Origin of the sequence: Desulfitobacterium hafniense DCB-2 (assembly GCF_000021925.1) — a bacterium.
In the GTDB taxonomy this organism is placed as follows: domain Bacteria; phylum Bacillota; class Desulfitobacteriia; order Desulfitobacteriales; family Desulfitobacteriaceae; genus Desulfitobacterium; species Desulfitobacterium hafniense.
Genome location: NC_011830.1, coordinates 400,355 through 421,171 on the forward strand (window position 1 = coordinate 400,355; position 20,817 = coordinate 421,171).

The window sequence follows — 20,817 nt, forward strand, 5'->3', positions numbered from 1 at the left end:
TAAGATGGATCAAGGGATTAAGGATAAAACAGCTCAAGGGTTTGAGCAGGTTTTGGCTGCTGCTAAAGCGATTCCCAAGGGAGTCACTAAGAAGGGGTTGGCAGGTTTAATCACCGGCCGCTGCAGCTCTGCCGCCACGATGGTTTCAAATCCTGTAAAGCAGCTGGTGCCGCCGACAAGGTAAACCTGATCAACAGGGTGCTCCTGGATATGCTGTCTGATGATGCCGGCAATTTTTTCGATAACGGGTTTAATGATGGGCAACAGCTCCTGATGTTTGCAGGAATCCATTTTCAGCTTTTCTGCTTCGGCAAAGGGCAGTCGATAAGCACCGGCAATGACTAAACTGACATGGGTTCCACCCGTAGGTTCGTCAGCAACGCAGACCACTTGCCCCTGGCCGATGACGGCAGTACCTGTTGTTCCGCCGCCGATATCGATGACGGCACCGTCCTCAATATTCAAGACATTGTTGGCAGCGGTGGGTTCATCCAGGGCAGCGATCACATTGAAGCCAGCAGCTTCGGCAATATAGTGAAGCGCTTTTTGGTCCCCTGGGGAAGTTCCCGGAGGATAGGCTACTCCTGCCTTAAGGAGCTCAGCCCCCAGGCTCTCCTCCAGGGTTGCCTTCAGCTCGCGCAGGATATCAACAGCGCCAATATAATCCACAACAAGGCCGTCCCGGACCACCTGGGCAAAACCCATGGCGCCGGCTACCGGAGTCCCTTCTTCATCGACCACGGCCAGCACAGTATAGGCTGTGCCGAGATCAACACTGTGTAAAGCTTTTTCTGCTCCTGATAAGGCTTGGGGTGCTCCATAGTCTCCTGGAAGGCGGCGATACGTTGGTTGGCTTTTTCCATAGCTGTCATAGCGTTCTGAGCGTTTATATTTTTCATGGCGTTCATATCTTTCATAGCTGTTATAGTTAGCGGTTTGCTAACAAACCTCTTTGTGAGAGTTGGGCGATCACATTTTCGATAATCATCTGGACCTCCTGGGCGTCCATGGCTTTGCTTGCGGAGAAAGTCCCATCACTAAGCCCCAGGACCTTAGCGGCATTTTTGTACATCACTTTTTCACGGACTTCGGGTTTTAAAGGGAGCTGCTCATAATTCTTCAAGGCAAGTTTAAAATCCACAAAAGGATGGGCGCTGGCGTACATGATCTTATCGCTGAGGATGGAATTGGCCGCCTCGATATAAGCGCTTGATTGGGGGAAAAATTCATATTCCGATAATTCCAGATAGACATTGGCATTCCGTTGGGCCACCGTGATCATCTCATTGACCCAGGGATAGCCCCCATGACTGGCAATAATTTTTAACTCGGGAAAGTCACGGGCCACAAAGTCGATGTACCGGGGGGCCACATGATCGATCACCGCATTGGGAACCAGGGTTCCGGGTCCCGTGGCAATGATCAAAGGAATCCCCAGCTCACAGCATTTGGCATAGATGGGATAGTATTTGGCATCGTTAACATAAATGCGGGCCAGGTAGGGGTCAATGGCCGCTCCTTTGATCCCCTCTTCATGGACAGCATGGGTGATCTCGGCCAGGGCAGCCATCCCTTTATGGGGATCCAGCCCGGCAAAACCGATAAACTTATCCGGAAATTTGTGACAAAACTCAATGACACTGGGATTATTGGATTTGGCACCGTAAGTTGTTTCACAATCCCGGCCGGAGATAACGGCCTTAACCACATGATGCCGGTCCAGCTCTTCAACGACTTCTTCCAGGGTTTGGGGAAGCATTTTGTTGAAGTCGATGGACTGGCACATCCCTTTAAAGGCAGGGTTGCTTGAGATTCCTTTTAAGATGGCTTCAGTATTGGGCCTGAACCTGAAATCAATAATGTTCATGAAGGTTCCTCCTTGTTGTACATAAAGCGGAGCGCAATTCCGCAGCAGCCCAAGTCGACACACTTCGGTTTAATTGTATTGCAATAATCATACCAACCACGGAAATTGGCTGAGGGGTTTACACAGTCAAGAAATGAATGATAGAATCGTTGTAAAAATGCAACGAATCCCCGGTTTTGAGAGCGGAATTGTGAAAGGGGGGATAAGAACTTTGTCGTTTTGATGCACTATTGCATGGGTGTTGCCGTTATGCAACGTGCCATACCATGAGGCAACGAGCAATAAGGAAGGGAGAGATTCAGGATGACTCAGGATCATTGGAATAAATTCGCTACGTCTCAAGTGTATCAGCAAGTTATCGAATTGTTGCCTGAGGGAGTCTATATTTCTGATGCCGAGGGGACGACAATTGCGGTCAATTCGATGTATGAGCAGCTGACGGGATTGAAAGGTCAGGAAGTCATGGGGGAGAATGTCAAGGTGCTGGTGGAAAAAGGGGTCTACAATCTGGCATTAAATCCGGAGATTGTGGTCACTGGTGAGCATAAGATGTCTGTGCAGATCACCAAGACCGGGCGGAAAGTTTTGCTGAACGGCTATCCCATATTTGATGACTCAGGCAAGGTTTCCTTTGTATTAACCTTTGTGCGGGATATTTCTTTATTGTCCCAGCTTAAGGAGCAGATTGCGGATCAACAGGAGATTATCGATAAATATCGGGAAGCCAATGAGCAGTGTAAAAAGGCCTTGACCAGCAATGTGGAGATTTTTGAAAGTAAAAAAATGATCGCCCTCATGGAAAAACTGAAGAAGATAGCCAAAACAGATACCACGGTGCTGCTGCTGGGGGAAACCGGGGTAGGGAAGGATGTTTTAGCGCGCAAGATTCACCAATACAGCCCAAGGCGCAAAGAACCTTTTCTCAAAATCGATTGTTCCACCATTCCTGAAAACTTAATTGAATCGGAGTTGTTTGGTTATGAGCAGGGGGCCTTTTCGGGGGCCAATACGAAAGGAAAGGTCGGTTTGTTCGAGATGGCCGACAAGGGGACCTTATTCCTGGATGAGATCGGTGAAATTCCCTTACAGCTGCAAGTTAAGCTGCTGCGGGTTCTCCAGGATCAGGAAATCATCCATATTGGTTCAACCAAGGTGAAAAAGGTCAACGTCCGCTTCATCGCCGCCACCAACCGCGATCTGGAGGAAGAAGTGAGAAAAGGAACGTTCAGGAGCGACTTGTACTATCGTTTACGTGTTGCCGATCTGGAGATTCCTCCGCTGCGGGAGCGGCAGGAAGATATCAGAGTGATGATGCAAGCCTTTCTGGACAAATACAATGCTAAATTTCGTAAAGAAATATCCTTTACCAAAGAATTGGCGGAAGTGCTCCTTGCCTACAAATGGCCCGGCAATGTCCGGCAAATGGACAACCTGATTCAGAGCCTGGTGGTTACTCATGAGACGGAGAGTGTTGATGTGACGGATTTGCCCCATTATATGCTTCTCGATCTCAGCAAGCCAGAAGAAGCCGGTAATCCTTCCCAGGGAAAATCCCTGGATGAGCTTGTGGCGGATTATGAAAGAAATCTGCTTAAAAAGGCTTTAGACCGATATAAATCAAGTTCCAAGGTGGCGGAGTTTTTTCAAGTGGATCGTTCAACCATCTTTAGAAAAGCCAAAAAATATAAACTGTTATGAGCGGATGTTGCAGTTCGGAAACAACGGTGCAAAAAGACAACAAACCCTCTTTCTTGTGAATGGGATAGCTAGCACATGAGTTTGGGGCCAAGGATGCGTTGCACATGTGCAACTCAACTTGCGCCGACCTGGAAAATAGGCAGGATATTCAGGGGATTTGCGGTTGGCATGACTTTTGCAATTAAGAAAAGCATGGAGCGCAATTGGTTATTCTGATGATAAAAGGAGGACCGGTTTACACACTTGCCATCCCGGCTATCGGAAGGTATCCCCAGAATGAACTTGTTTTTATCGAAAGGAGTATCATAATGAGCGCATGTTGTCTATCTCCTCATGAAGAGAGAATTATCGACCCGCAAAAGGGTAAGGTGAATTATGAAGGCCGTGAAAGGGTATTCAAGATTCTGGAGAGTTTTCAGGATCTCCGCCCGAAAATTGATGTTGAACGGGCCAAATATTTTACAGAGTCCTTCAAAGCGACGGAAGGACAGCCCCTACAGCTGAGATGGGCCAAAGCCCTGATGCATATTGCTCAGAATATCACCGTTTATATTGACGATCAGCAACTGATTGTCGGCCGGGCCGGCGCTCAAGGGCGCTATGGGATCATTTTTCCGGAGCTGGATGGGGATTTTCTGGGCTTAGCCATTGAGCAGCTGCCCCAACGGGTGGAGTCTCCCTTTAATATCGATCCCGACGATGCCCAAATCATTATCAATGATGTTGCCCCTTACTGGAAAGGAAAGACCTTCCATGAGGAGTTGGCCAAGGCACTTCCCGAGGATACGTTGAAAGTGACCTATGATCCGGCGGATCCCTTAGCCTCCAGATTTATTGTCAACGAAACAGCCTCCTTCCGCTCATCCATTCAATGGGTCCATGACTATGAAAAGGTTCTCAAGAGAGGCTTTAAGGGGATCAAAGAAGAAGCTCAAGCCAAACTGGACCAGCTTGATCCTTTGAGCCCTGCCGATAATATGGAGAAAAGGCCTTTCCTGGAAGCGGTGATCATCACCTGTGATGCCATCGTAGTTTGGGCCAACCGCCATGCCGACTTGGCTGCCCAAATGGCTAAACTGGAGAAGGACCCCCAACGCAAACAGGAGTTGTCGGATATTGCCGAAAGATGTGCCTGGGTGCCTGCACATCCGGCGCGCAATTTCCGGGAAGCGGTTCAATCCCAATGGTTTGTGCAAATGTTCTCCAGAATTGAGCAAAAAACCGGGACGATCATTTCCAATGGCCGGATGGATCAATATTTTTACCCCTATTATCAAAAGGATGTGGCAGAAGGCATCCTCAACACTCAGCAGGCCATCGAGCTGTTGGAGTGCATGTGGGTAGGGATGGCTCAATTTATTGACCTTTACTTATCCCCCACCGGCGGCGCCTTTAACGAAGGATATGCCCACTGGGAGGCTGTTACTGTGGGTGGCCAAACCCCGGACGGTGTGGATGCAACCAATGAGCTGACCTATCTGTTCCTGGAATCCAAACAAAAATTCCCTCTTAACTATCCAGACCTGGCTGCCCGGATTCATTCCCGTTCGCCGGAACGCTATCTCTATGAAGTGGCTGAGACGGTCAAGGAAGGAACCGGTTTCCCGAAACTCATCAACGATGAGGAGGTCGTGCCCCTTCTCTTGTCTAAGGGTGCTAAATTTGCTGAAGCCTTGGACTATGCGGTGTCCGGATGTGCTGAGTGCCGGATGCCGAACCGGGATACTTATACCAGCGGTAATCCCTATATTAACTTTGCCGCCGCCATCGAGATGACCTTATATAACGGCCGGATGCTTAAATACGGGGATGAACAACTGGGGCTGGAAACCGGCGATCCCACCCAATTTGAGACTTGGGATGAGTTCTGGAAGGCCTACCTTGCCCAACAAACCAACTTCCTCAAACATGCTTTTATCCAACAGCATATTATTATCAGGCTGCGTGCCCAGCATTTTGCCTCACCCTTAGGCTCCTTAATGCATGACCTTTGTATGGAAAATTACACCGATTTGCATCAGCCGGTGATTAAGGGCGGTATCGATCTAGGCTACTTTGAATTGATCGGCTATGGTACTGTCGTCGATTCCTTAGCTGCCATTAAGAAATTAGTCTATGAAGAGAAAAAACTGACCATGGCAGAATTGCTGGAAGCGGTTCGCAATAACTTTGAAGGACATGAAGTGATCAGGGAAATGGTCATGCATACACCGAAATACGGCAACAATGACCCTTACTCGGATGTTATTGCTAAAGAAGTCGATCGTACGGCGGTTGAGTTCACGAAGAAATATTCCCGGGAGCTGGGGGTTCATCTGGACCTGAGACTGGTGCCCTTCACTTCCCACGTGCCTTTCGGGAAGGTGGTCAGTGCCACACCCAATGGCAGAAAAGCCTGGATGCCCCTGGCCGACGGTTCCTCCGCATCCCACGGTGCCGATGTGAACGGCCCCACAGCAGTGCTCCTGTCCAATTTCTTCTCCAAGAATTATGGCTATCGCAATCGGGCGGCCCGCTTGCTGAACATCAAATTAAGTCCTTCCTGTGTAGCCGGTGAGGAAGGCAGCGAAAAATTAGTCTCCTTCATCAGAACCTGGTGTGATTTGAAACTATGGCATATCCAGTTCAATATTGTCAACCGGGAAACTTTGCTGGCGGCCAAGCAGGACCCGGATAAATATCGCGGTTTGATCGTGCGGGTTGCCGGTTATAGTGCCTACTTTGTGGATCTTTCCTCAGACCTTCAGGATGATATTATCGCCAGAACGGAGCACGAGATGATCTAAATAGAAGTAGTTTATAGAAGCAGTTAGAGAAGTAATTATAGTAGTGGTTGAGGAGGGTCTTTATGGGGGAGCCGAAAGTTCCGGAACGCAAAACCGGAATAGTATTTAACATTCAGCATTATTCTGTTCATGATGGTCCGGGTATACGAACGATTGTTTTCACCAAGGGTTGTCCCCTTAGATGCCCTTGGTGCAGCAATCCTGAGTCGCAGCGGCTGCAGCCGCAGCTGGGGTTTAACCCCAATAAATGCCTGGGAATCAAAGCCTGCTTTCGCTGTGCGGAGGTTTGCGCCTATGGAGCGGTTAAGCTGAATGTGGAGGAAAGTGACAGAATTCTGATTGACCGCAAATTATGTACGGATTGTCTGCAATGTGTGGATGTCTGTCCTTCCCAAGCGTTGCAAGCCTTCGGAAAACCGACAACGGTTGAAGATGTGCTCAAAGAAGTTGAAAAAGACAGTGTTTTCTATGCGCGATCAGGTGGGGGCCTGACCTTCAGCGGCGGTGAACCCTTGATGCAAGGGGATTTTGTGGCCGAAACACTGAAAGAAGCCCGCCGCAGAAGGCTGAAAACAACCATTGAAACCTGTGGCTATGTCGATTGGTCAACCATGGAAAAAGTCTGCCAGCATTTGACTTCGCTCATTATGGATATTAAATGCATGGACCCGGAAAAACACCAAAAATATACAGGCGCTTCCAACGAGCTTATTCTGGACAATTTCAACAAGCTCTGTGAGCATTTTCCTAAGTTGCCTAAACTTATCAGAACTCCGGTGGTTCCCGGTTTTAACGATAGGGAAGAAGATATCCGGGAAATCGCTGAGTTTGTCAAGGATAAGCCGAATGTGACCTATGAATTGCTCAAGTATCATCGGCTGGGACAGCAGAAATACCATTTTATGGGTCGAGAGTATCCCTGGCCGGATACCCAGCTGGAGGATGTTAAGTTCGAAAAGCTTAAAGAAGTGGCAAAATCCATAGTAAATCAGTGATTATTTGGAAGGAGAATTGTCATGAAAAAGGGGCTATTAAAGGTTTCGGTGCTTATTTTGACATGTCTGCTGGTCTTCTCCCTGTCCGGTTGCAGTAAAACTGAGAAAGCTTCGGCTGATGGAAAAATCGTCATCCGCTTGGGGCATCCCATGGCGCCCGGAAATAATGTCACGGTAGGCTATGAAAAATTCAAGGAAATCGTTGAGCAAAAATCAGAGGGTAAAATCGAAATCCAAATCTTTGGCAACACCACCTTAGGCAGTGACCGTGTCACCATGGAATCCACCCAAAAGGGCACCCTGGAGATGGCATCCTGCTCATCTCCCAATATGGCTAGTTTTGCCCGTGAATTCATGGTGTTTGACCTTCCCTATATCACCTCTCTTGAACATCAGCCCCAATTGTATGCCGCCTTAAATGAGGGCGAACTGCAGCAATACCTTGACAATGTTTGTGGAAAAATCGGCTTAAAACCCATTATGTACAGTGAATTTGGTTATCGCAATTTTGTGACCACCAAGAAACCGATTACCAAGGCAGCGGATTTGAAAGGTTTAAAAGTCCGGACAACGGACTCCCCCGTAGAAGTTGCCGTAGCGGAAGCGCTAGGAATGAGTGCCACCCCAGTGGCCTGGGGGGAAACCTATACCGCTTTGCAGCAAGGCACAGTTGATGCGGAGGGAAATACCTGGGGATTGCTCTCCGATGCCAAACACGGTGAGATTTTGGAATACGGCATTGATTCGGGCCATAACTACAGTATGCATTTGTTGATGATCAACAAAAAGTATTTTGAAGCGTTGCCTGAAGATCTGCAAACGATCTTGGTTGAATCGGGTAAAGAGGCTCTGGAATGGCAGCGTGCCGTAAGCAATGACATGGAAACGGAAGCTAAACAAAAGTTGATCGACAGCGGGGTAACCCTTTATGACTTGACTCCGGCAGAAAAAGAAGAGTTGAAGACTATAACCCGTCCGGTGTGGGATAAATTCCCGGAAATTCCTCAAGAGTTGATTGATTTGGTCACAGCTACGCAAAAATAACAGCCCTGGCTATGGGAAACAGGGGAGAGGGGTATTCCCCGCTCTCCTGTTTTCACCGGCAGGATAAGGACAAGCACGAACGTTGCCTTAAGCGAAGCAACAAGTGTGAAAGCAGTGCTTTCGGGGTTTTCTTCAGCGAGTAAGACGGGAGGTAATTTATGCTGGACATTGCAAAGAATCCAGAAAATTCCTGGAAAAAATGGCTGAGATGGATCGATGGGAATTTTGAAAAACCATTTCTTGTAATCGGCATGCTGGCGATTATTATGCTGATTACCTATCAAACTCTTTATCGTTATATCGTTTCCAATATCACCGGCGGTACGGCCATTGTGGGCTTAGAAGAATTAGCGCGCTTTATTTTCATATGGATCACCTATTTGGCGATCCCGCTGGCCATTAAAGGGCGCAATAATATCAGGGTCGATATTCTCTATGACCGGATTTCCGACCGGTGGCAGAAAATCAGCTGGATCATGGTCGACAGCTGCATCCTCGTCTTAACGGGTGTGATATTCTTTATGGGGATCGATCATCTGCAGATGATGCTAAACTATCCTCAGACTTCCCCGGCGCTCAATATCCCCTTCTTTTTTCCCTACTTAATCCTACCCATTGGTTTTGGCTTAATGTCCATCCGGTGTATCCAGGACTTGGTCAAGCAGGCGTTGGAAATTGGCCTTAAGGATACCTTGATCGGGGTTTTGGTTACGGCGGCAATTTTTTCTCCCCTCTTCTTAAAGCCCGATGTTCCGGCCATGGCTTGGCTTTTTGGCTATTTTGTGCTTTTTATCTTTATTGGGGTGCCCATTGCCATGGCCTTAGGCCTTTCCGCTTTAGGGACGATTCTCTGTGCCAATACGATGCCCATCGAGTATATATCACAAATTTCCTTTACCTCCATTGATAGTTTTCCGATTATGGCCATTCCCTTTTTTGTGGCGGCAGGTGTCTTCATGGGGGAAGGGGGATTATCCAAGCGGCTCTTAGGCCTGGCTGATGAACTCCTGGGGTCCTTTACCGGGGGCCTGGCCTTGGCTACGGTTGTCACCTGTATGTTTTTTGCGGCGATCAGCGGCTCGGGGCCGGCTACGGTAGCTGCCATCGGCTCCCTGACCATTCCGGCCATGGTGGAAAGAGGGTATTCCCGGGCCTTTGCGGCGGCACTTGTGGCAGCGGCCGGCTCCATCGGGGTGATGATTCCTCCCAGCAACCCCTTTGTCGTTTATGGTGTTTCCGCTCAGGTCTCCATTGGCAAACTCTTTATGGGCGGGATTGTTCCCGGCTTGATCATTGGTTTGGTTTTAATGGGCATCAGTTACTACTATTCCAAAAAGAACGGCTGGAAAGGCGAAGCCCGCAAACGTACCTTTCGTACAGTGGGCAAGGCTTTTTGGGAGGCCAAGTGGGCCTTGATGGTTCCGGTGATAATTTTAGGCGGGATTTATTCCGGGTACATGACCCCTACCGAATCGGCGGCTGTGGCAGCCTTTTATGGACTGATCGTCGGTGTTTTCATCCACAAAGGGATTAACCGCAAGAATATTGTCTATTGCTTCACGGAATCCTGCAGTACCTCCGCCGTCATTATTGCCTTGATGGCCATGGCCACGATCTTCGGTAATATTTTGACGATTGAACAGATTCCCACCAAAATCGCCACCTGGATGCTGGCGATAACCGACAGCAAATACGTTATTCTCCTGATCATTACCCTATTGCTGCTCTTCGTGGGAACCTTCATGGAAGCTTTGGCGGCGATTGTTATTCTTACCCCGATTTTACTGCCGATTGTCCTTCAGGTGGGTATCGATCCGATTCACTTCGGAATCATTATGGTGGTCAACCTGGCGATCGGCTTCATTACACCACCGGTTGGTGTGAACCTGTTTGTGGCAAGCGGTTTGGCGAAGCTGAAGATCGAAGAGATATCCAAAGCGGTGGTCCCCTTCCTCTTAGGCATGATCGCCGTACTGTTGCTGATTTCTTATGTGCCTTCCATTTCCATGTTCCTGACTCAATTTGTGAAGTAAGACAACCATATTAAGAGAAAAATAACCGGTGCATATGCCCTCTCAAATACCTTTCATAACCAGGTCTCGCTGGAGCTGGTCATGAAAGGTATCCTATTGTCCGGCTTTTTGCTGCACCGGCCCTGTGGTATACTTTGTGATATAGGACAGAGCGGAGTCAAAGGGACAGGTAGCTCTGGAACGAGGGACGGGAGATGGAAAAGGCCATGATGCCGGAACATAAAGCGAAGGACTGTGATATTGTTCTCTTCGATGCCAACAGCTATTATGCCAGCTGTCATCAGGCAGTAAATCCTGAACTCCAGGGTAAGCCCCTGCTGGTGGCTGGAGATCCCAGGAACCGGACAGGGATTATCCTTACGGCCAGCTATGAGGCGCGGTTTTATGGGGTTAAGACGGCCATGCCTTTGTTTCAGGCTTTAAAGCTGTGCCCGGAGGCGGTGGTGCTGTCCCCGGATTTTCGGCTGTACCTGGACCTCAGCAGGAAAATGTGGGAGATCGTTGAGCGGTATACTGACGAAGATCATATTGAAGTGGTCTCTGTGGATGAGTGCTTTGCGGATTTTCGAGGTTCCCATCTTCTTTTTGGCAGTACGGAAGAGATAGCCCGCCGGGTGCAAAAGGAGATTCTGGAAGAGTTAGGCCTGGGGGTATCGGTGGGGGTCAGCTACTGCAAGATTTTTGCTAAGCTGGCCAGCGACTACCAGCGGGACCCGAAGACCAGAGTCAAGCTTCCCCGCAGTTTCACCGTGATCGCTCCAGGTGAGCTGGAAAGCAAAGTATGGCCCTTAGGGGTCGGTGAGTTGTCCGGCATCGGCCGGCAGACGGAAAAACAGCTGGCGGACCTTGGGATTCGAACCATCGGGGATTTGGCGCAGGCTTCTCCTCAGGCACTTCGCAAGGGATTTGGTGTCTACGGGGCCAAACTCTATGCATGGGCCAATGGGCGTGATGAACGGCCTGTAACCCCGGAAGATCAGGCGAAGGATCATTCCATCGGGCGGTCCATCACCTTGCCTCAGGATATAACAGACCCGGAGCAAGGAACGGAGGTCCTGTTGTTTCTGGCTGACAGCGTGGGCAGAAAGGTCCGCCGGGAGGAGACCAAGGCTCAGACTCTTACGGTACAGGTCAAGGATGCAGAGTTTAAAACCAGGACCTATTCCACGACCCTTTTTGAGCCTACGGATAGTACCGATGTGATCTATCGGGAGAGTCTTAAACTCCTGGCCAAATGGCCCCAAGGAAAACCCATCCGCCTGCTGGGTCTGACCGCCAGCCGTCTGCAAAAGGGTATAGAACAGCTCAGTCTGTTCCAGGAAGAGAGCGAGGAACAAACTGAGCTGGATCGAACGGTGGATGAACTTCGGGATAAATATGGCTCCGGGATCCTGATGCGCGGAACCCAGTACCTTTCCTTAAGCCGCAAGCTGGCGGGACGAAGCACGAAGGACAAACGGGAGTAAGGGCAAATATAGATATAGATAGATACACGTAGCGTCTATAAGGAATAGACAGGTATCGGCAGGAAACTCAGATGGTCAAATCCACATGCTGGAGGGTTCCCACAGTACCGTTTTCATTCAGGTAGATGCCGGTCCTGCGGATCTCGCCCAAAGATTGATTGCGGTCATCCTTCAGGCTGAAGTTGGTGGCGGCGCTGCCTAAATAGAGGGCACCGATGCCTTGTTCACCCAGGGCGAAGAGTACATCTTCTCCCTTTTCGTTTTTGGTCCAGATGCGGAGCTTGTCATAGATGGGGTCGTTCTCATCGATCCAGCCATTGCGGTCACTGTCGTAGAGGGCCAAATCAGCAAAACCGTCCCCGCTTTTCGTGCCGAAAAGCTCGCTGCCGTCGTTGATGATGCCATCCCCATTTTTGTCCAGAGCGATAAAGCCGCTGCCGGGAGCCAGGAAGGAGATCAATTCAGTGTTGCCGTCGTAGTCGAGATCAAAGACGTATTTTTGCTGGGTCAGCTGGGCGGAGCTGACCCCCAGGTTGATCGCCAGAGGATCGATGGTCACGGCATCACCGGCCCGGAAGCTGATGTTGTTTTGATAGGCGAAGCTGCGGCTTATATTCAACTGAAGCTGCAGGTCAATGGTCTTACCGTCGGCAGTGGTCACCTGGCCTTGAGCGGAAAAGGACATGGATTGCTGCTCAATATACTGTTCTCTGGATTCGAAGACGATGCCCCAGCCTTGAGTGGGGGCTTGAGTGGGGGAAAAGGGGAGCCTGTTGGAATCATTGAGAACGAGCTTTTGAGGTACAAAGAAGCGCAGCTTCTTGCCGGTGATGGCTTCCAGCATGAGCTGGAGCAGTTCCAGCTTGCGCTTATCCCCTTCGCTCATTTCCAGGCTAATCTCTTGGGCTTGCTGGACATTGGCGGCAGGACTTTTCCGGTCTTTAATCGAATCAGATAGATCAAGTATGTCTGCATTCTCCAGATTAAGGACCGGCTTTCCGGCGGCGTCTTTGTTCTGCCAGCTTTGCAGGGTGACTTCCTTTTTGTAGCTCTCCGTATGCTTGGATTCCCCTGCCATGACGATGGCTGAGCTTTGAATTTTCATAGGGCGACCTCCTTGTCGTCGATTTCATCCTTAAAAGATCCCTTATCTATGTTATCGGCACATCAAGGGCAGTTCTTAACGACATTAGGAAGTGTTCATAAAATTTAGAAGTATATGACAATGAAGAGGGAATGAAGGACATAATAAAGAATAAAGTGGTAGAGAATGAAAGAGGAGGAATCGATATGAGTTTTCTTGAACTGGCTCAAAAAAGAAGAAGTCTGCGGAGTTATCTGCCTGACCCTGTGGAGCAGGAAAAGCTGGAGTATGTTCTGGAGTGCGCCCGTTTGGCTCCCTCCTGGAAAAACCTGCAGTGCTGGCGTTTTATCGTGGTAGAAGATGCCGATTTGCGGCAGGAGCTGACCACAGCCTATGCGGAGACCAATCCCGGACGCAAAGCTTTGCTGCAGGCCCCTCTGATCGTGGTGCTCTGCGGGGTGCCGGCGGAGTCCGAGGTCTGGGAAGGCAAGGACTATATGATGCTGGATGCGGGATTGGCTATGGAGCATTTGATCCTGGCGGCGGCCGAGCAGGGTCTGGGAACCTGCTGGCAAGGGCTTTTCGCTGAAGATAAGGTGCGGGAGATCCTGAAGGTTCCTGAGAATGTCCGCGTCCTGGCCATGACTCCTTTGGGTTACCCGGCGGAGGAAAGAAAGCCAAGACCCCGCAAAGAGATGTCACAGATCGTCTTTAAAGGGACTTGGGGCTCAGGTAATGCTTAACTCTTACGGCTGAAAGTTACCGAATAAAGTAATTAGGAGCAGGATAATATGCCCTCATCTTTGAAGCTGGGAAAGACGATTATTCCTTATGAAGAAAGAAAAAGCTCCCGGATCAAGCGAATTTCCATCCGCATTACGCCCGAAAAGGTCAGAGTATCTGCTCCTGCGCGTACTGCCAAGGGTGAGATTCAGGCCTTCATTGAGAAGAATCAGGAGTGGATCTTAGAGAATTGGACCAAGCTTCAGGAAACGATGGTTAAGCCCCCAAGGGTGTATGAAACGGGTGAAAAGGTTTCCTATCTGGGAAAAGAGCTGAACCTGGAGATCATCGATACCCCTCATAAAATGATCAGTGCCTTTTACAGAAAGGACCAGGAAACCTTAGAGATCAAGATGCCTCAGGAGCTTCAGGGAGAACAGCGGCAGGAAGCGGTTCGGGAGATTCTTGACAAGTGGTATAAGCAAAAAGCCCGTGCGGTGTTTCTCCAGAAGCTTAATCTTTGGAGCCGCCAAATGGGAGTAACCTATAACCAGTTCCGCTTAAAAGAGCAGAAAACCCGCTGGGGAAGCTGCTCCAGCCTGGGCAATATCAATCTGAACTGGCGGGCCGTTATGGCCCCGGAGCCGGTGCTGGATTATCTGGTGATCCATGAGCTTTCCCATCTTATCTATCTGAATCATTCGGCGGAGTTTTGGGAGCATGTGGCCCGTTACTGTCCGGAGCATGCCGCTCACCGCCGCTGGCTGCGGGAAAAGGGTCATAGTCTGGTTATTTAGCCGAGTACAAGTGCAAAAAATCAGCAGGTTGAGGGCCTGCTGATTTTTCCATAGACACCGGGACTGCAACGGAGCTGCATACGATAAAGGAGTGACACAACTTGGAGCAAGGCTGTCAGCTTATTCAAACCAGAGAAGGAACCAGGATCTATTATCGGCAAAGACTCCCCGCCCATCCTAAGGCTGTGGTGATGATCTGCCATGGCTATGCGGAGCATTCCAGCTTTTATGTTCAGTTTATGGAGTTTTTGGCTGAGCATGACTATGGGGCTTATGCTTTGGATCATCGGGGCCATGGGCATTCCGAGGCTGAGCGGGGTCATCTGGACCGCTTTGAGGTGTTCCTGGAGGATCTGGATGTTTTCGTGGATCATGTTCGGGAGCTTCACCCAACACAGCCTCTCTTCATGTTTGGCCACAGTATGGGAGGATTAATCAGCTTTAATTATGGGATTCTCCACCCGGGAAAATTGCAGGGGCAGATTTTCAGCGGAGCTGCCTTGGCCAGGCCTGTGGGAACGGAATATATTCCGACTTTTCTCTTTAAACTCTTGAATGTAGTATTGAAGCGGCTCAGAATTCGCCCTAAATTGAGCGGCAAGACAACCCGGAACATGGCTGTGCGCAAAATTTCCGATGGGGATTCTTTGGTTCTAAGGTATGCAACTCTGGGTTTTTTCTATCAGTTTGCCTGTCGGGGAGTGGCCTTTGCTCAGGAAAAAGCCGGCCGCTATCAATTGCCCTGCCTCATACTCCATGGAACCGGTGATCGACTCGTTCCTTATCAGGCCTCCCAAAGGATATTCGCTGAGATTTTCTCTCGGGATAAGACCCTCAAGCTTTATGAAGGGCTTTATCATGAATTGATTCATGAGCCGGAGCGGGAAGAGGTTTTGGCGGATATTGTGGACTGGTTGGAGCGACGGGTGAAATTTTGCTAAAATCCCTTTAATTTTTAAAGTAAATGCTAAAATATCCCAAATTTAAGGCGAAACAGCAGATTTTTATAGTTTGCTGTTTTTATATTTGATATTTTGTTTAAAAATAGAAAAAATAGCAGGAATATGCCTAGAAATGTCATAATAGATAATGTTGCTATTTGAGTTAATTTCATAATGTTAGTCTGAAAATAGAATAGACTAACAGAATTTCGGAGCATACGTTTTTAAAAATTAAGCGGCAATTCTCATGGACTTGTTTAGTCGGTCAACTGCTAATTTGCAGAGGGTATAAGCAAGGATTGAAAACTGAAAATCTACTTGGGCACTTTTTCCGCGATGACGGATATTGTTGAGCTGGAAATACTCCTTTAGATACGCATTGACTCGCTCTACAGCGGTTCGTTGTTTGTAAAGCTCAAAGTAACGGTCGCTTCCCCTAGCTGGTACTGTGTACTTTCTGGGATCTGACAAAGTCTTAATCTTAAATACCTTTTGGCAGGTATCACTATCTTTGAGGGGACACTCCTGGCATTCCTTGGGTCGAGTGTATTTCAAAGTATCATAACGCGGATCATGGCTATCGTAGCGGTACGAATAACCCTTCTGGCATATTGGACGAAAATATTTATCATTGTCTTCTGGAAGTTGCTCGTTTCGCTTATTGTAATCAATGAGTGCCCGTGCTCCTATACATCTCGCTTGCTGGTATATGGGGATATAGTCATATCCAGCATCTGCGAGGATATAGGAGGGGTTCAAGTAAGGATGTTTTTCACTCAGCGCTTTAAGCAAAGGAATAGCCATTTTCCCATCATTTATGTTCCCTGAAGATAGTAAAGAACTTAAAACGTACTGACCCTTACAATCAACAAGGAGGTGCCCTTTGAAGCCATACCAGAACACGTTTTTTCCTTCTGAATTCTTTTTAATCCCCCATTGAGGATCAAGAGGAATGTGTTGTGCTAATTCTGTGAAGGTGCAGGAAAGTTGATCTTCAATCTTCTTCTCAAATATGGGGCGATTCTTTTCTAGCTCCTCTTGTTCCTTAAGCCATGCCTCTCTTTCTGATTTGGGCTTCCGTCCACGCTTTTTAGGAGTCTTTTCAACCGGAGTTTCTTCTTGCTTTTTTTCAGGCTTGCGATCTCTCGCTTCGATATGAGTAGCATCTATTGCCACAACACATTCTGGATCAATAAACCCTTCTTTAAATGCCTGAAGCACCAAATCATCCTGAGAGTTAGCCAAAACAGAGGAGTCATCTATCTTTTTGATCATTCGGCAATAAGATGCTTCGCTAGGAACCGAGTCAGCAAGCGTAAATCCACAGTCGAAACGAAATTCCAGGCTGTTTTTCAAACGCTTACGCAAGTCCTTAATTGTAGGGATTCTTTCAATGACTCGAATGATCAAAGAGTAGATCATAGCGGTGTAGTTTAGTTGAGTTGGAGCTCCGAAGATTGCCTTTTTTGAAACCGCCTCAAGTAAAGGGTTAATGTCCAAAGGCCCAAGAATTAGAGCATATGATTCTCTTGGAGAAGTTTCTAGTATTTCCTCCAAGGAAAATAGACGTTCTTGGCGAATATTAAACATCAGGGAGTACTCCTTTCCTACCTCTCGGTGTTTGGTTTTGGACGACTACAATTTCGAGATGTTGGGGAGGTACTCCTTTTTAATTTGTCAAAAAAAGCTGAAATATTAAGGGTTTCGAGTTATGAAACTAACTCATTTAACAATAAATTCACAAATTTGTGTGTAACAATGGCAATGGTTAGGGGTGTAGCTATGGTGAAGAGAAGCTGGGGTTCCTGGCTTAGCATCCTGGCAGGGATCATCGGGATCCTTGATACAATCGTAGTAACCGGTCTTAAGGGTGGAGTCAATTTAGGGACTATCCTCCCCGCGGGAGTAGGGAGCTTATTCTTGTTATGGGGATTATGGGGGGATAAGTTTAGAAATACGCTTTTTAGCCAGCGGTTTCCAGGGTTGCGTAAACTAATTCGCTGGGGAATCGTTCTGTTGCTGGGCTCCTTTTTCATTATTGAGGGATTAATATTATGGAACACAGAGGATAGAAGACCTGAACAGGGGAAGGTTTTGATCATCCTGGGCGCAGGTCTGAATGGGGAGCAGCTTTCCTGGACTCTGCGGGAGCGGGTGGATAAGGGGGTAGGAATCTTAGCAGAAAACCCGCAGATGAAGGTGGTGGTTTCCGGCGGCCAAGGACCAGGGGAATGGATTCCCGAGGCGGAGGCCATGGCTCAGTATTTGATCGGGCAGGGAATTGCCCCGGAGCGAATCCTCAAAGAAGATCGCTCCACCAGTACTATGGAAAACTTCCGGTTTTCCCGCGTTTTGCTTGATCAATTGGAGGGCTTTGATCCGGCTGAACCGGTGCTGGTGATCACCAGCGATTTTCATATGTTTCGTTCCAAGATTTTAGCCGAACGCAATGGGCTGAATCCTGTGGGGGTACCTTGCTCCACCCCTTGGTATATCAGACCCAATGCTTATCTTCGCGAGTATTTTGCTGTGGTAAAGTCCATTCTTATTGACAGGTAAAGAAAGACGCTTTGAAGAAGGAGGATTAGCACTATGCTCAGAGGGAGTCATGGAGATGAATTCTCATTAAGGATTGTAGGATATGAGTTTCCTGATAAAGACAATGATCTGGGGTTTGACTCCAATTGGCTGATTGTGGAGGTCTATTGCAAACATGGGGAAAAGACTTGGGTCAAAAGAGACCCCAGTCTATTAACCTGGGAAGCGGGAATTTTGATTAAATGGGCACGGGATATACTTTATAAACAGCCGGAGTCAGAGGTGCTGGAGTTTATTGAGCCTAACCTCCTGTTTCAAGCTCTTCGGGGAGAGAATGGAAAAATCGAGACGCTGCGGGTTACATTAGGTCATGAAACCTGTCCCGATTGGGTTCATACCCTGCGTAAACCTGCCTATTTTTCCATGGACTTCGCCATTAATCTTGAGGATATCGAGGCCTTTTGCCAATCCCTCGAAGCCGATTTGCTGATCTATCCGCGGCGGCTCCAGGGCATCAAGGAGCTGGCATCCTCGCCGCGGGATAGGTTAAGAATCGTTAAGAAAGATAACGACAGGACATAAGGTTACTAGCTCCATAGATCCTGAAAAAGGTCCCAGAACTCGTTTTTATCTTTGGGGTCTTTCTTGTTCTTCTTACCCTTTTTGTCCTTTTTATCTTTATCGTCATCCTTGTTTTGGTCGTATTCATCCTGATCATCCCAGCCTTCGGGCCAGATATTCCAATCCTTCACATACCCGGCGGGAACCTCAAAAGGTTTGATAGGGGTGTCCTTGAGGGCTGAAGAGAGGACTTCATGGAAGACGACGGCAGGCCCCGAGCCGCCGGAGGTGGTGAGGTAATGATCCCGATCCGTTTGATCATAGCCCATCCAGATGGCAGCGGTCAGCTCAGGCGTGTAACCGACAAACCAGACATCTTTTTGCCCCTTGCTGATACCTGCAAACTCTTGGGTAGGCGGCAACTCCACAGAACCGGTTTTTCCGGCTACGGGACGACTGCCCAGAGCGGCTTTAGGGGCGGTTCCCTGCTGGACGACGTTTTGGAGAAGAAGGGTCATGGTATAGGCGTGATCAGGCTCTGTGACCTGGACGCTTTCCGGCTGCATTTGGGCTAAGACATGTCCGTCGGCGGTGGTAATTTTGGTGATGGCGTGAGCTGTGTGCATGAGCCCTTGATTGGCAAAGGCGGTATAGGCCTGGGCGATCTCCAGGGGAGAGACTCCTTCTGCAAATCCACCCAGAGCCAGACTTAAATGGGCATCCTTTTCAGTTAAAGGGATGCCGGCTTTTTGCACAAAGGCTTTTCCGGTGTCGATGCCGATTTGATCAAATAACCAGACAGCGGGGATGTTCCAGGATTGCTGAATGGCCTCTTCCATGGTCACCCAGCCCCGGGTTTGGCCGTCCCAATCCTTTGGCGCATAACCGTCCAGATCCAGAGGACCGTCATAGAGGAGGGCATCAGGGCGATAGCCTTTTTCTAAAGCGGGGCCATAGACCATCAGGGGTTTGATGATGGAACCGGGTTGGCGCTTGAGCTGGGAGGCATGGTTAAACTGGCGGAAAGCGCTTTCCCCCCGATACCCCACCAGACCTCGGATAGCCCCGGTATGCTGGTCAAGAATGGCGATGCCGCTTTGGACCTTTTGATCGCTCTGGCCTTGGGGGAAGAATTGGTCATCTTTATAGACGGTTTCGGCGGCTTGTTGAACCTTGGCATCCATTTGGGTATGAATTTGCAGACCAAGGGTGAGAATCTGATCTTCTGTAAAGCCATAGCGGTTGATAGCTTCTTCGATGACATAATCCACGTAGGGGGCGTATTTGCCGGATAAATTATCTAAAGGCTTGGTGCGCAGGGCGATGGGCGCTGCAGTAGCCTGAGCGGCTTCCTTGGCGGTAATATAGCCCTGGTCGGCCATCATGGCGAGGACGATGTTCCGGCGCTGGAGAGCCAGTTCCTTATCTTGGAGAGGGGAGTAGATGGTGGGGCCTTTGAGGATGCCGGCAAGAAGGGCGGATTCCTCCAGGTTCAGCTCTTCGGCATTTTTGCCAAAATAGTAACGGGCGGCTTCCTGAAGTCCCCAGCGGCCTTCCCCAAAATAGATATGGTTGAGGTAGGCTTCCAGAATCTCTTCCTTGGAGAGGGTGGCTTCAATTTTAATGGCATAGCCGGCTTCCTTCAACTTGCGGCTGAGGGTCTTGTCTGAGGTGAGAAAAAGATTTTTCGCCAGCTGTTGGCTGATAGTGCTGCCCCCCTCGGAGAAATTCCGGGTTTTCAGGTCCTGGATGAGGGCGCGCAGGATGGAGCGGAAATCCACACCTTGGTGTTCATAGAAGCGTTTATCTTCGGTAGCGATAATGGCCTGCTGTGCAAGCTGAGGGACTTGTTCCAGAGTTACGGGCTCAATACGGGAGGAAGAGAGCTGCGAGATCTTGTTGCCTGCCTGGTCGTAGATATAGGTGGGCTTGGCCAGGGGGCTTTCCAGCTTGCTTACATCCAGGGTGGAGATCCAATAGTAACCGGCGCCCAGGCCGGACAGCAGTACGAACAAAAAAAGGATGGCCAGGTTGCGCCAGAATTTAGGTTTTTTATAGAAAGCAGGGAACTTAAAGGTGCGGCATTTTGCTAAGGCCTTGCTAAGATAAGCTTGCCATTTCCCTTGAGGGTCCGGGGAATTATTCATGATAGGCCTCCTTTTGGATTATATAGAAGAATCATAAACAAAGAAATAAACCATCGGTCTTAATGACTGATGGTTTTGCTATAGGTATTTATTCAGATATACGAAAAGCCTGAAAGGTTTTAGGGGGGTGCCATGAG

Annotated in this window: 17 protein-coding genes; 11 read left to right on the forward strand and 6 right to left on the reverse strand. The window is 48.8% G+C overall.

Annotation, left to right across the window (positions count from 1 at the left end; translation table 11 throughout):
• Positions 1 to 33 precede the first annotated feature (33 nt).
• From eutJ to DHAF_RS01900, 3 genes are read right to left on the reverse strand one after another with little or no spacing between them, the layout of a single operon-like run.
• A complete protein-coding gene (gene eutJ / locus DHAF_RS01890; protein WP_015942722.1) occupies positions 34 to 750 on the reverse strand; it encodes an ethanolamine utilization protein EutJ in 717 nt (238 codons plus the stop codon).
• Positions 714 to 899 (reverse strand): hypothetical protein, encoded by a 186-nt coding sequence (locus DHAF_RS26295; RefSeq protein WP_144677438.1) that lies wholly within the window; start codon positions 897 to 899, stop codon positions 714 to 716. Before DHAF_RS26295 ends, eutJ begins: the two co-directional genes overlap by 37 nt.
• 29 nt (positions 900 to 928) lie before the next feature.
• Positions 929 to 1,867: an amidohydrolase family protein gene (locus tag DHAF_RS01900; RefSeq protein ID WP_015942723.1), complete on the reverse strand. Its 939-nt coding sequence runs from the start codon at positions 1,865 to 1,867 to the stop codon at positions 929 to 931.
• Positions 1,868 to 2,170: 303 nt separating this feature from the next.
• Between DHAF_RS01900 and DHAF_RS01905 the strand changes: the two genes are divergently transcribed.
• The 6 genes from DHAF_RS01905 to dinB all read left to right on the forward strand — a co-directional run bounded on the left by DHAF_RS01905 (position 2,171) and on the right by dinB (position 11,889).
• Positions 2,171 to 3,565 carry a sigma-54 interaction domain-containing protein gene (locus tag DHAF_RS01905; protein ID WP_005810284.1) on the forward strand — a complete coding sequence of 465 codons (1,395 nt, stop codon included), beginning with the start codon at positions 2,171 to 2,173 and terminating at the stop codon, positions 3,563 to 3,565.
• A 308-nt stretch (positions 3,566 to 3,873) separates the two neighbouring features.
• Positions 3,874 to 6,351, forward strand: a complete 2,478-nt coding sequence (gene hpsG / locus DHAF_RS01910; RefSeq protein ID WP_015942724.1) for a (2S)-3-sulfopropanediol dehydratase — start codon at positions 3,874 to 3,876, stop codon at positions 6,349 to 6,351.
• A 62-nt stretch (positions 6,352 to 6,413) separates the two neighbouring features.
• Positions 6,414 to 7,346: a (2S)-3-sulfopropanediol dehydratase activating enzyme gene (gene hpsH / locus DHAF_RS01915; protein WP_015942725.1), complete on the forward strand. Its 933-nt coding sequence runs from the start codon at positions 6,414 to 6,416 to the stop codon at positions 7,344 to 7,346.
• Between the two features lie 21 nt (positions 7,347 to 7,367).
• The gene (locus DHAF_RS01920; protein ID WP_015942726.1) at positions 7,368 to 8,390 is read left to right on the forward strand and encodes a TRAP transporter substrate-binding protein; all 1,023 of its coding nucleotides are present in this window, start codon (positions 7,368 to 7,370) and stop codon (positions 8,388 to 8,390) included.
• Between the two features lie 158 nt (positions 8,391 to 8,548).
• Complete coding sequence (locus DHAF_RS01925) at positions 8,549 to 10,423, forward strand: TRAP transporter large permease (protein WP_015942727.1); 1,875 nt, start codon at positions 8,549 to 8,551, stop codon at positions 10,421 to 10,423.
• 194 nt (positions 10,424 to 10,617) lie between these two features.
• On the forward strand, positions 10,618 to 11,889 hold the full coding sequence (gene dinB, locus DHAF_RS01930) for a DNA polymerase IV (protein ID WP_015942728.1): 1,272 nt from the start codon (positions 10,618 to 10,620) through the stop codon (positions 11,887 to 11,889).
• A gap of 67 nt (positions 11,890 to 11,956) precedes the next feature.
• Here the strand turns inward: dinB and DHAF_RS01935 are convergent, their stop codons facing one another.
• On the reverse strand, positions 11,957 to 12,994 hold the full coding sequence (locus tag DHAF_RS01935; RefSeq protein ID WP_015942729.1) for a hypothetical protein: 1,038 nt from the start codon (positions 12,992 to 12,994) through the stop codon (positions 11,957 to 11,959).
• Between the two features lie 185 nt (positions 12,995 to 13,179).
• Between DHAF_RS01935 and DHAF_RS01940 the strand changes: the two genes are divergently transcribed.
• From DHAF_RS01940 to DHAF_RS01950, 3 genes are all read left to right on the forward strand, one after another.
• Complete coding sequence (locus DHAF_RS01940) at positions 13,180 to 13,716, forward strand: nitroreductase family protein (protein WP_011459068.1); 537 nt, start codon at positions 13,180 to 13,182, stop codon at positions 13,714 to 13,716.
• 48 nt (positions 13,717 to 13,764) lie between these two features.
• A complete protein-coding gene (locus tag DHAF_RS01945; RefSeq protein ID WP_005810266.1) occupies positions 13,765 to 14,493 on the forward strand; it encodes a M48 family metallopeptidase in 729 nt (242 codons plus the stop codon).
• A 101-nt stretch (positions 14,494 to 14,594) separates the two neighbouring features.
• Positions 14,595 to 15,434, forward strand: a complete 840-nt coding sequence (locus DHAF_RS01950) for an alpha/beta hydrolase (protein ID WP_015942730.1) — start codon at positions 14,595 to 14,597, stop codon at positions 15,432 to 15,434.
• A gap of 231 nt (positions 15,435 to 15,665) precedes the next feature.
• On the opposite strand, the gene DHAF_RS01955 is transcribed toward DHAF_RS01950, so the two are convergent.
• Positions 15,666 to 17,024, reverse strand: coding sequence for an IS1182-like element ISDha8 family transposase (locus DHAF_RS01955; RefSeq protein WP_015942731.1), 1,359 nt, complete (start codon positions 17,022 to 17,024; stop codon positions 15,666 to 15,668).
• 192 nt (positions 17,025 to 17,216) lie between these two features.
• Here DHAF_RS01955 and DHAF_RS01960 point away from each other — a divergent pair, with 192 nt between their 5' ends.
• Entirely contained in the window at positions 17,217 to 17,993 is a 777-nt protein-coding gene (locus tag DHAF_RS01960) for a YdcF family protein (RefSeq protein ID WP_015942732.1), read from the forward strand.
• A gap of 33 nt (positions 17,994 to 18,026) precedes the next feature.
• Positions 18,027 to 18,554, forward strand: a complete 528-nt coding sequence (locus DHAF_RS01965) for a WapI family immunity protein (RefSeq protein WP_015942733.1) — start codon at positions 18,027 to 18,029, stop codon at positions 18,552 to 18,554.
• A gap of 5 nt (positions 18,555 to 18,559) precedes the next feature.
• Here DHAF_RS01965 and DHAF_RS01970 read toward each other — a convergent pair whose 3' ends face one another.
• Entirely contained in the window at positions 18,560 to 20,680 is a 2,121-nt protein-coding gene (locus DHAF_RS01970; protein ID WP_015942734.1) for a transglycosylase domain-containing protein, read from the reverse strand.
• Between the last annotated feature and the right edge of the window lie 137 nt (positions 20,681 to 20,817).

What these genes read in the sequence shown, in the direction of transcription:
- DHAF_RS26295 (WP_144677438.1), bottom strand. Translation starts at nt 899, where the DNA reads ATGAAAAATATAAACGCTCAGAACGCTATGACAGCTATGGAAAAAGCC.
- DHAF_RS01900 (WP_015942723.1), bottom strand. Translation starts at nt 1,867, where the DNA reads ATGAACATTATTGATTTCAGGTTCAGGCCCAATACTGAAGCCATCTTA.
- DHAF_RS01905 (WP_005810284.1), top strand. Translation starts at nt 2,171, where the DNA reads ATGACTCAGGATCATTGGAATAAATTCGCTACGTCTCAAGTGTATCAG.
- hpsG (WP_015942724.1), top strand. Translation starts at nt 3,874, where the DNA reads ATGAGCGCATGTTGTCTATCTCCTCATGAAGAGAGAATTATCGACCCG.
- hpsH (WP_015942725.1), top strand. Translation starts at nt 6,414, where the DNA reads ATGGGGGAGCCGAAAGTTCCGGAACGCAAAACCGGAATAGTATTTAAC.
- DHAF_RS01920 (WP_015942726.1), top strand. Translation starts at nt 7,368, where the DNA reads ATGAAAAAGGGGCTATTAAAGGTTTCGGTGCTTATTTTGACATGTCTG.
- DHAF_RS01925 (WP_015942727.1), top strand. Translation starts at nt 8,549, where the DNA reads ATGCTGGACATTGCAAAGAATCCAGAAAATTCCTGGAAAAAATGGCTG.
- dinB (WP_015942728.1), top strand. Translation starts at nt 10,618, where the DNA reads ATGGAAAAGGCCATGATGCCGGAACATAAAGCGAAGGACTGTGATATT.
- DHAF_RS01935 (WP_015942729.1), bottom strand. Translation starts at nt 12,994, where the DNA reads ATGAAAATTCAAAGCTCAGCCATCGTCATGGCAGGGGAATCCAAGCAT.
- DHAF_RS01940 (WP_011459068.1), top strand. Translation starts at nt 13,180, where the DNA reads ATGAGTTTTCTTGAACTGGCTCAAAAAAGAAGAAGTCTGCGGAGTTAT.
- DHAF_RS01945 (WP_005810266.1), top strand. Translation starts at nt 13,765, where the DNA reads ATGCCCTCATCTTTGAAGCTGGGAAAGACGATTATTCCTTATGAAGAA.
- DHAF_RS01955 (WP_015942731.1), bottom strand. Translation starts at nt 17,024, where the DNA reads ATGTTTAATATTCGCCAAGAACGTCTATTTTCCTTGGAGGAAATACTA.
- DHAF_RS01960 (WP_015942732.1), top strand. Translation starts at nt 17,217, where the DNA reads ATGGTGAAGAGAAGCTGGGGTTCCTGGCTTAGCATCCTGGCAGGGATC.
- DHAF_RS01965 (WP_015942733.1), top strand. Translation starts at nt 18,027, where the DNA reads ATGCTCAGAGGGAGTCATGGAGATGAATTCTCATTAAGGATTGTAGGA.
- DHAF_RS01970 (WP_015942734.1), bottom strand. Translation starts at nt 20,680, where the DNA reads ATGAATAATTCCCCGGACCCTCAAGGGAAATGGCAAGCTTATCTTAGC.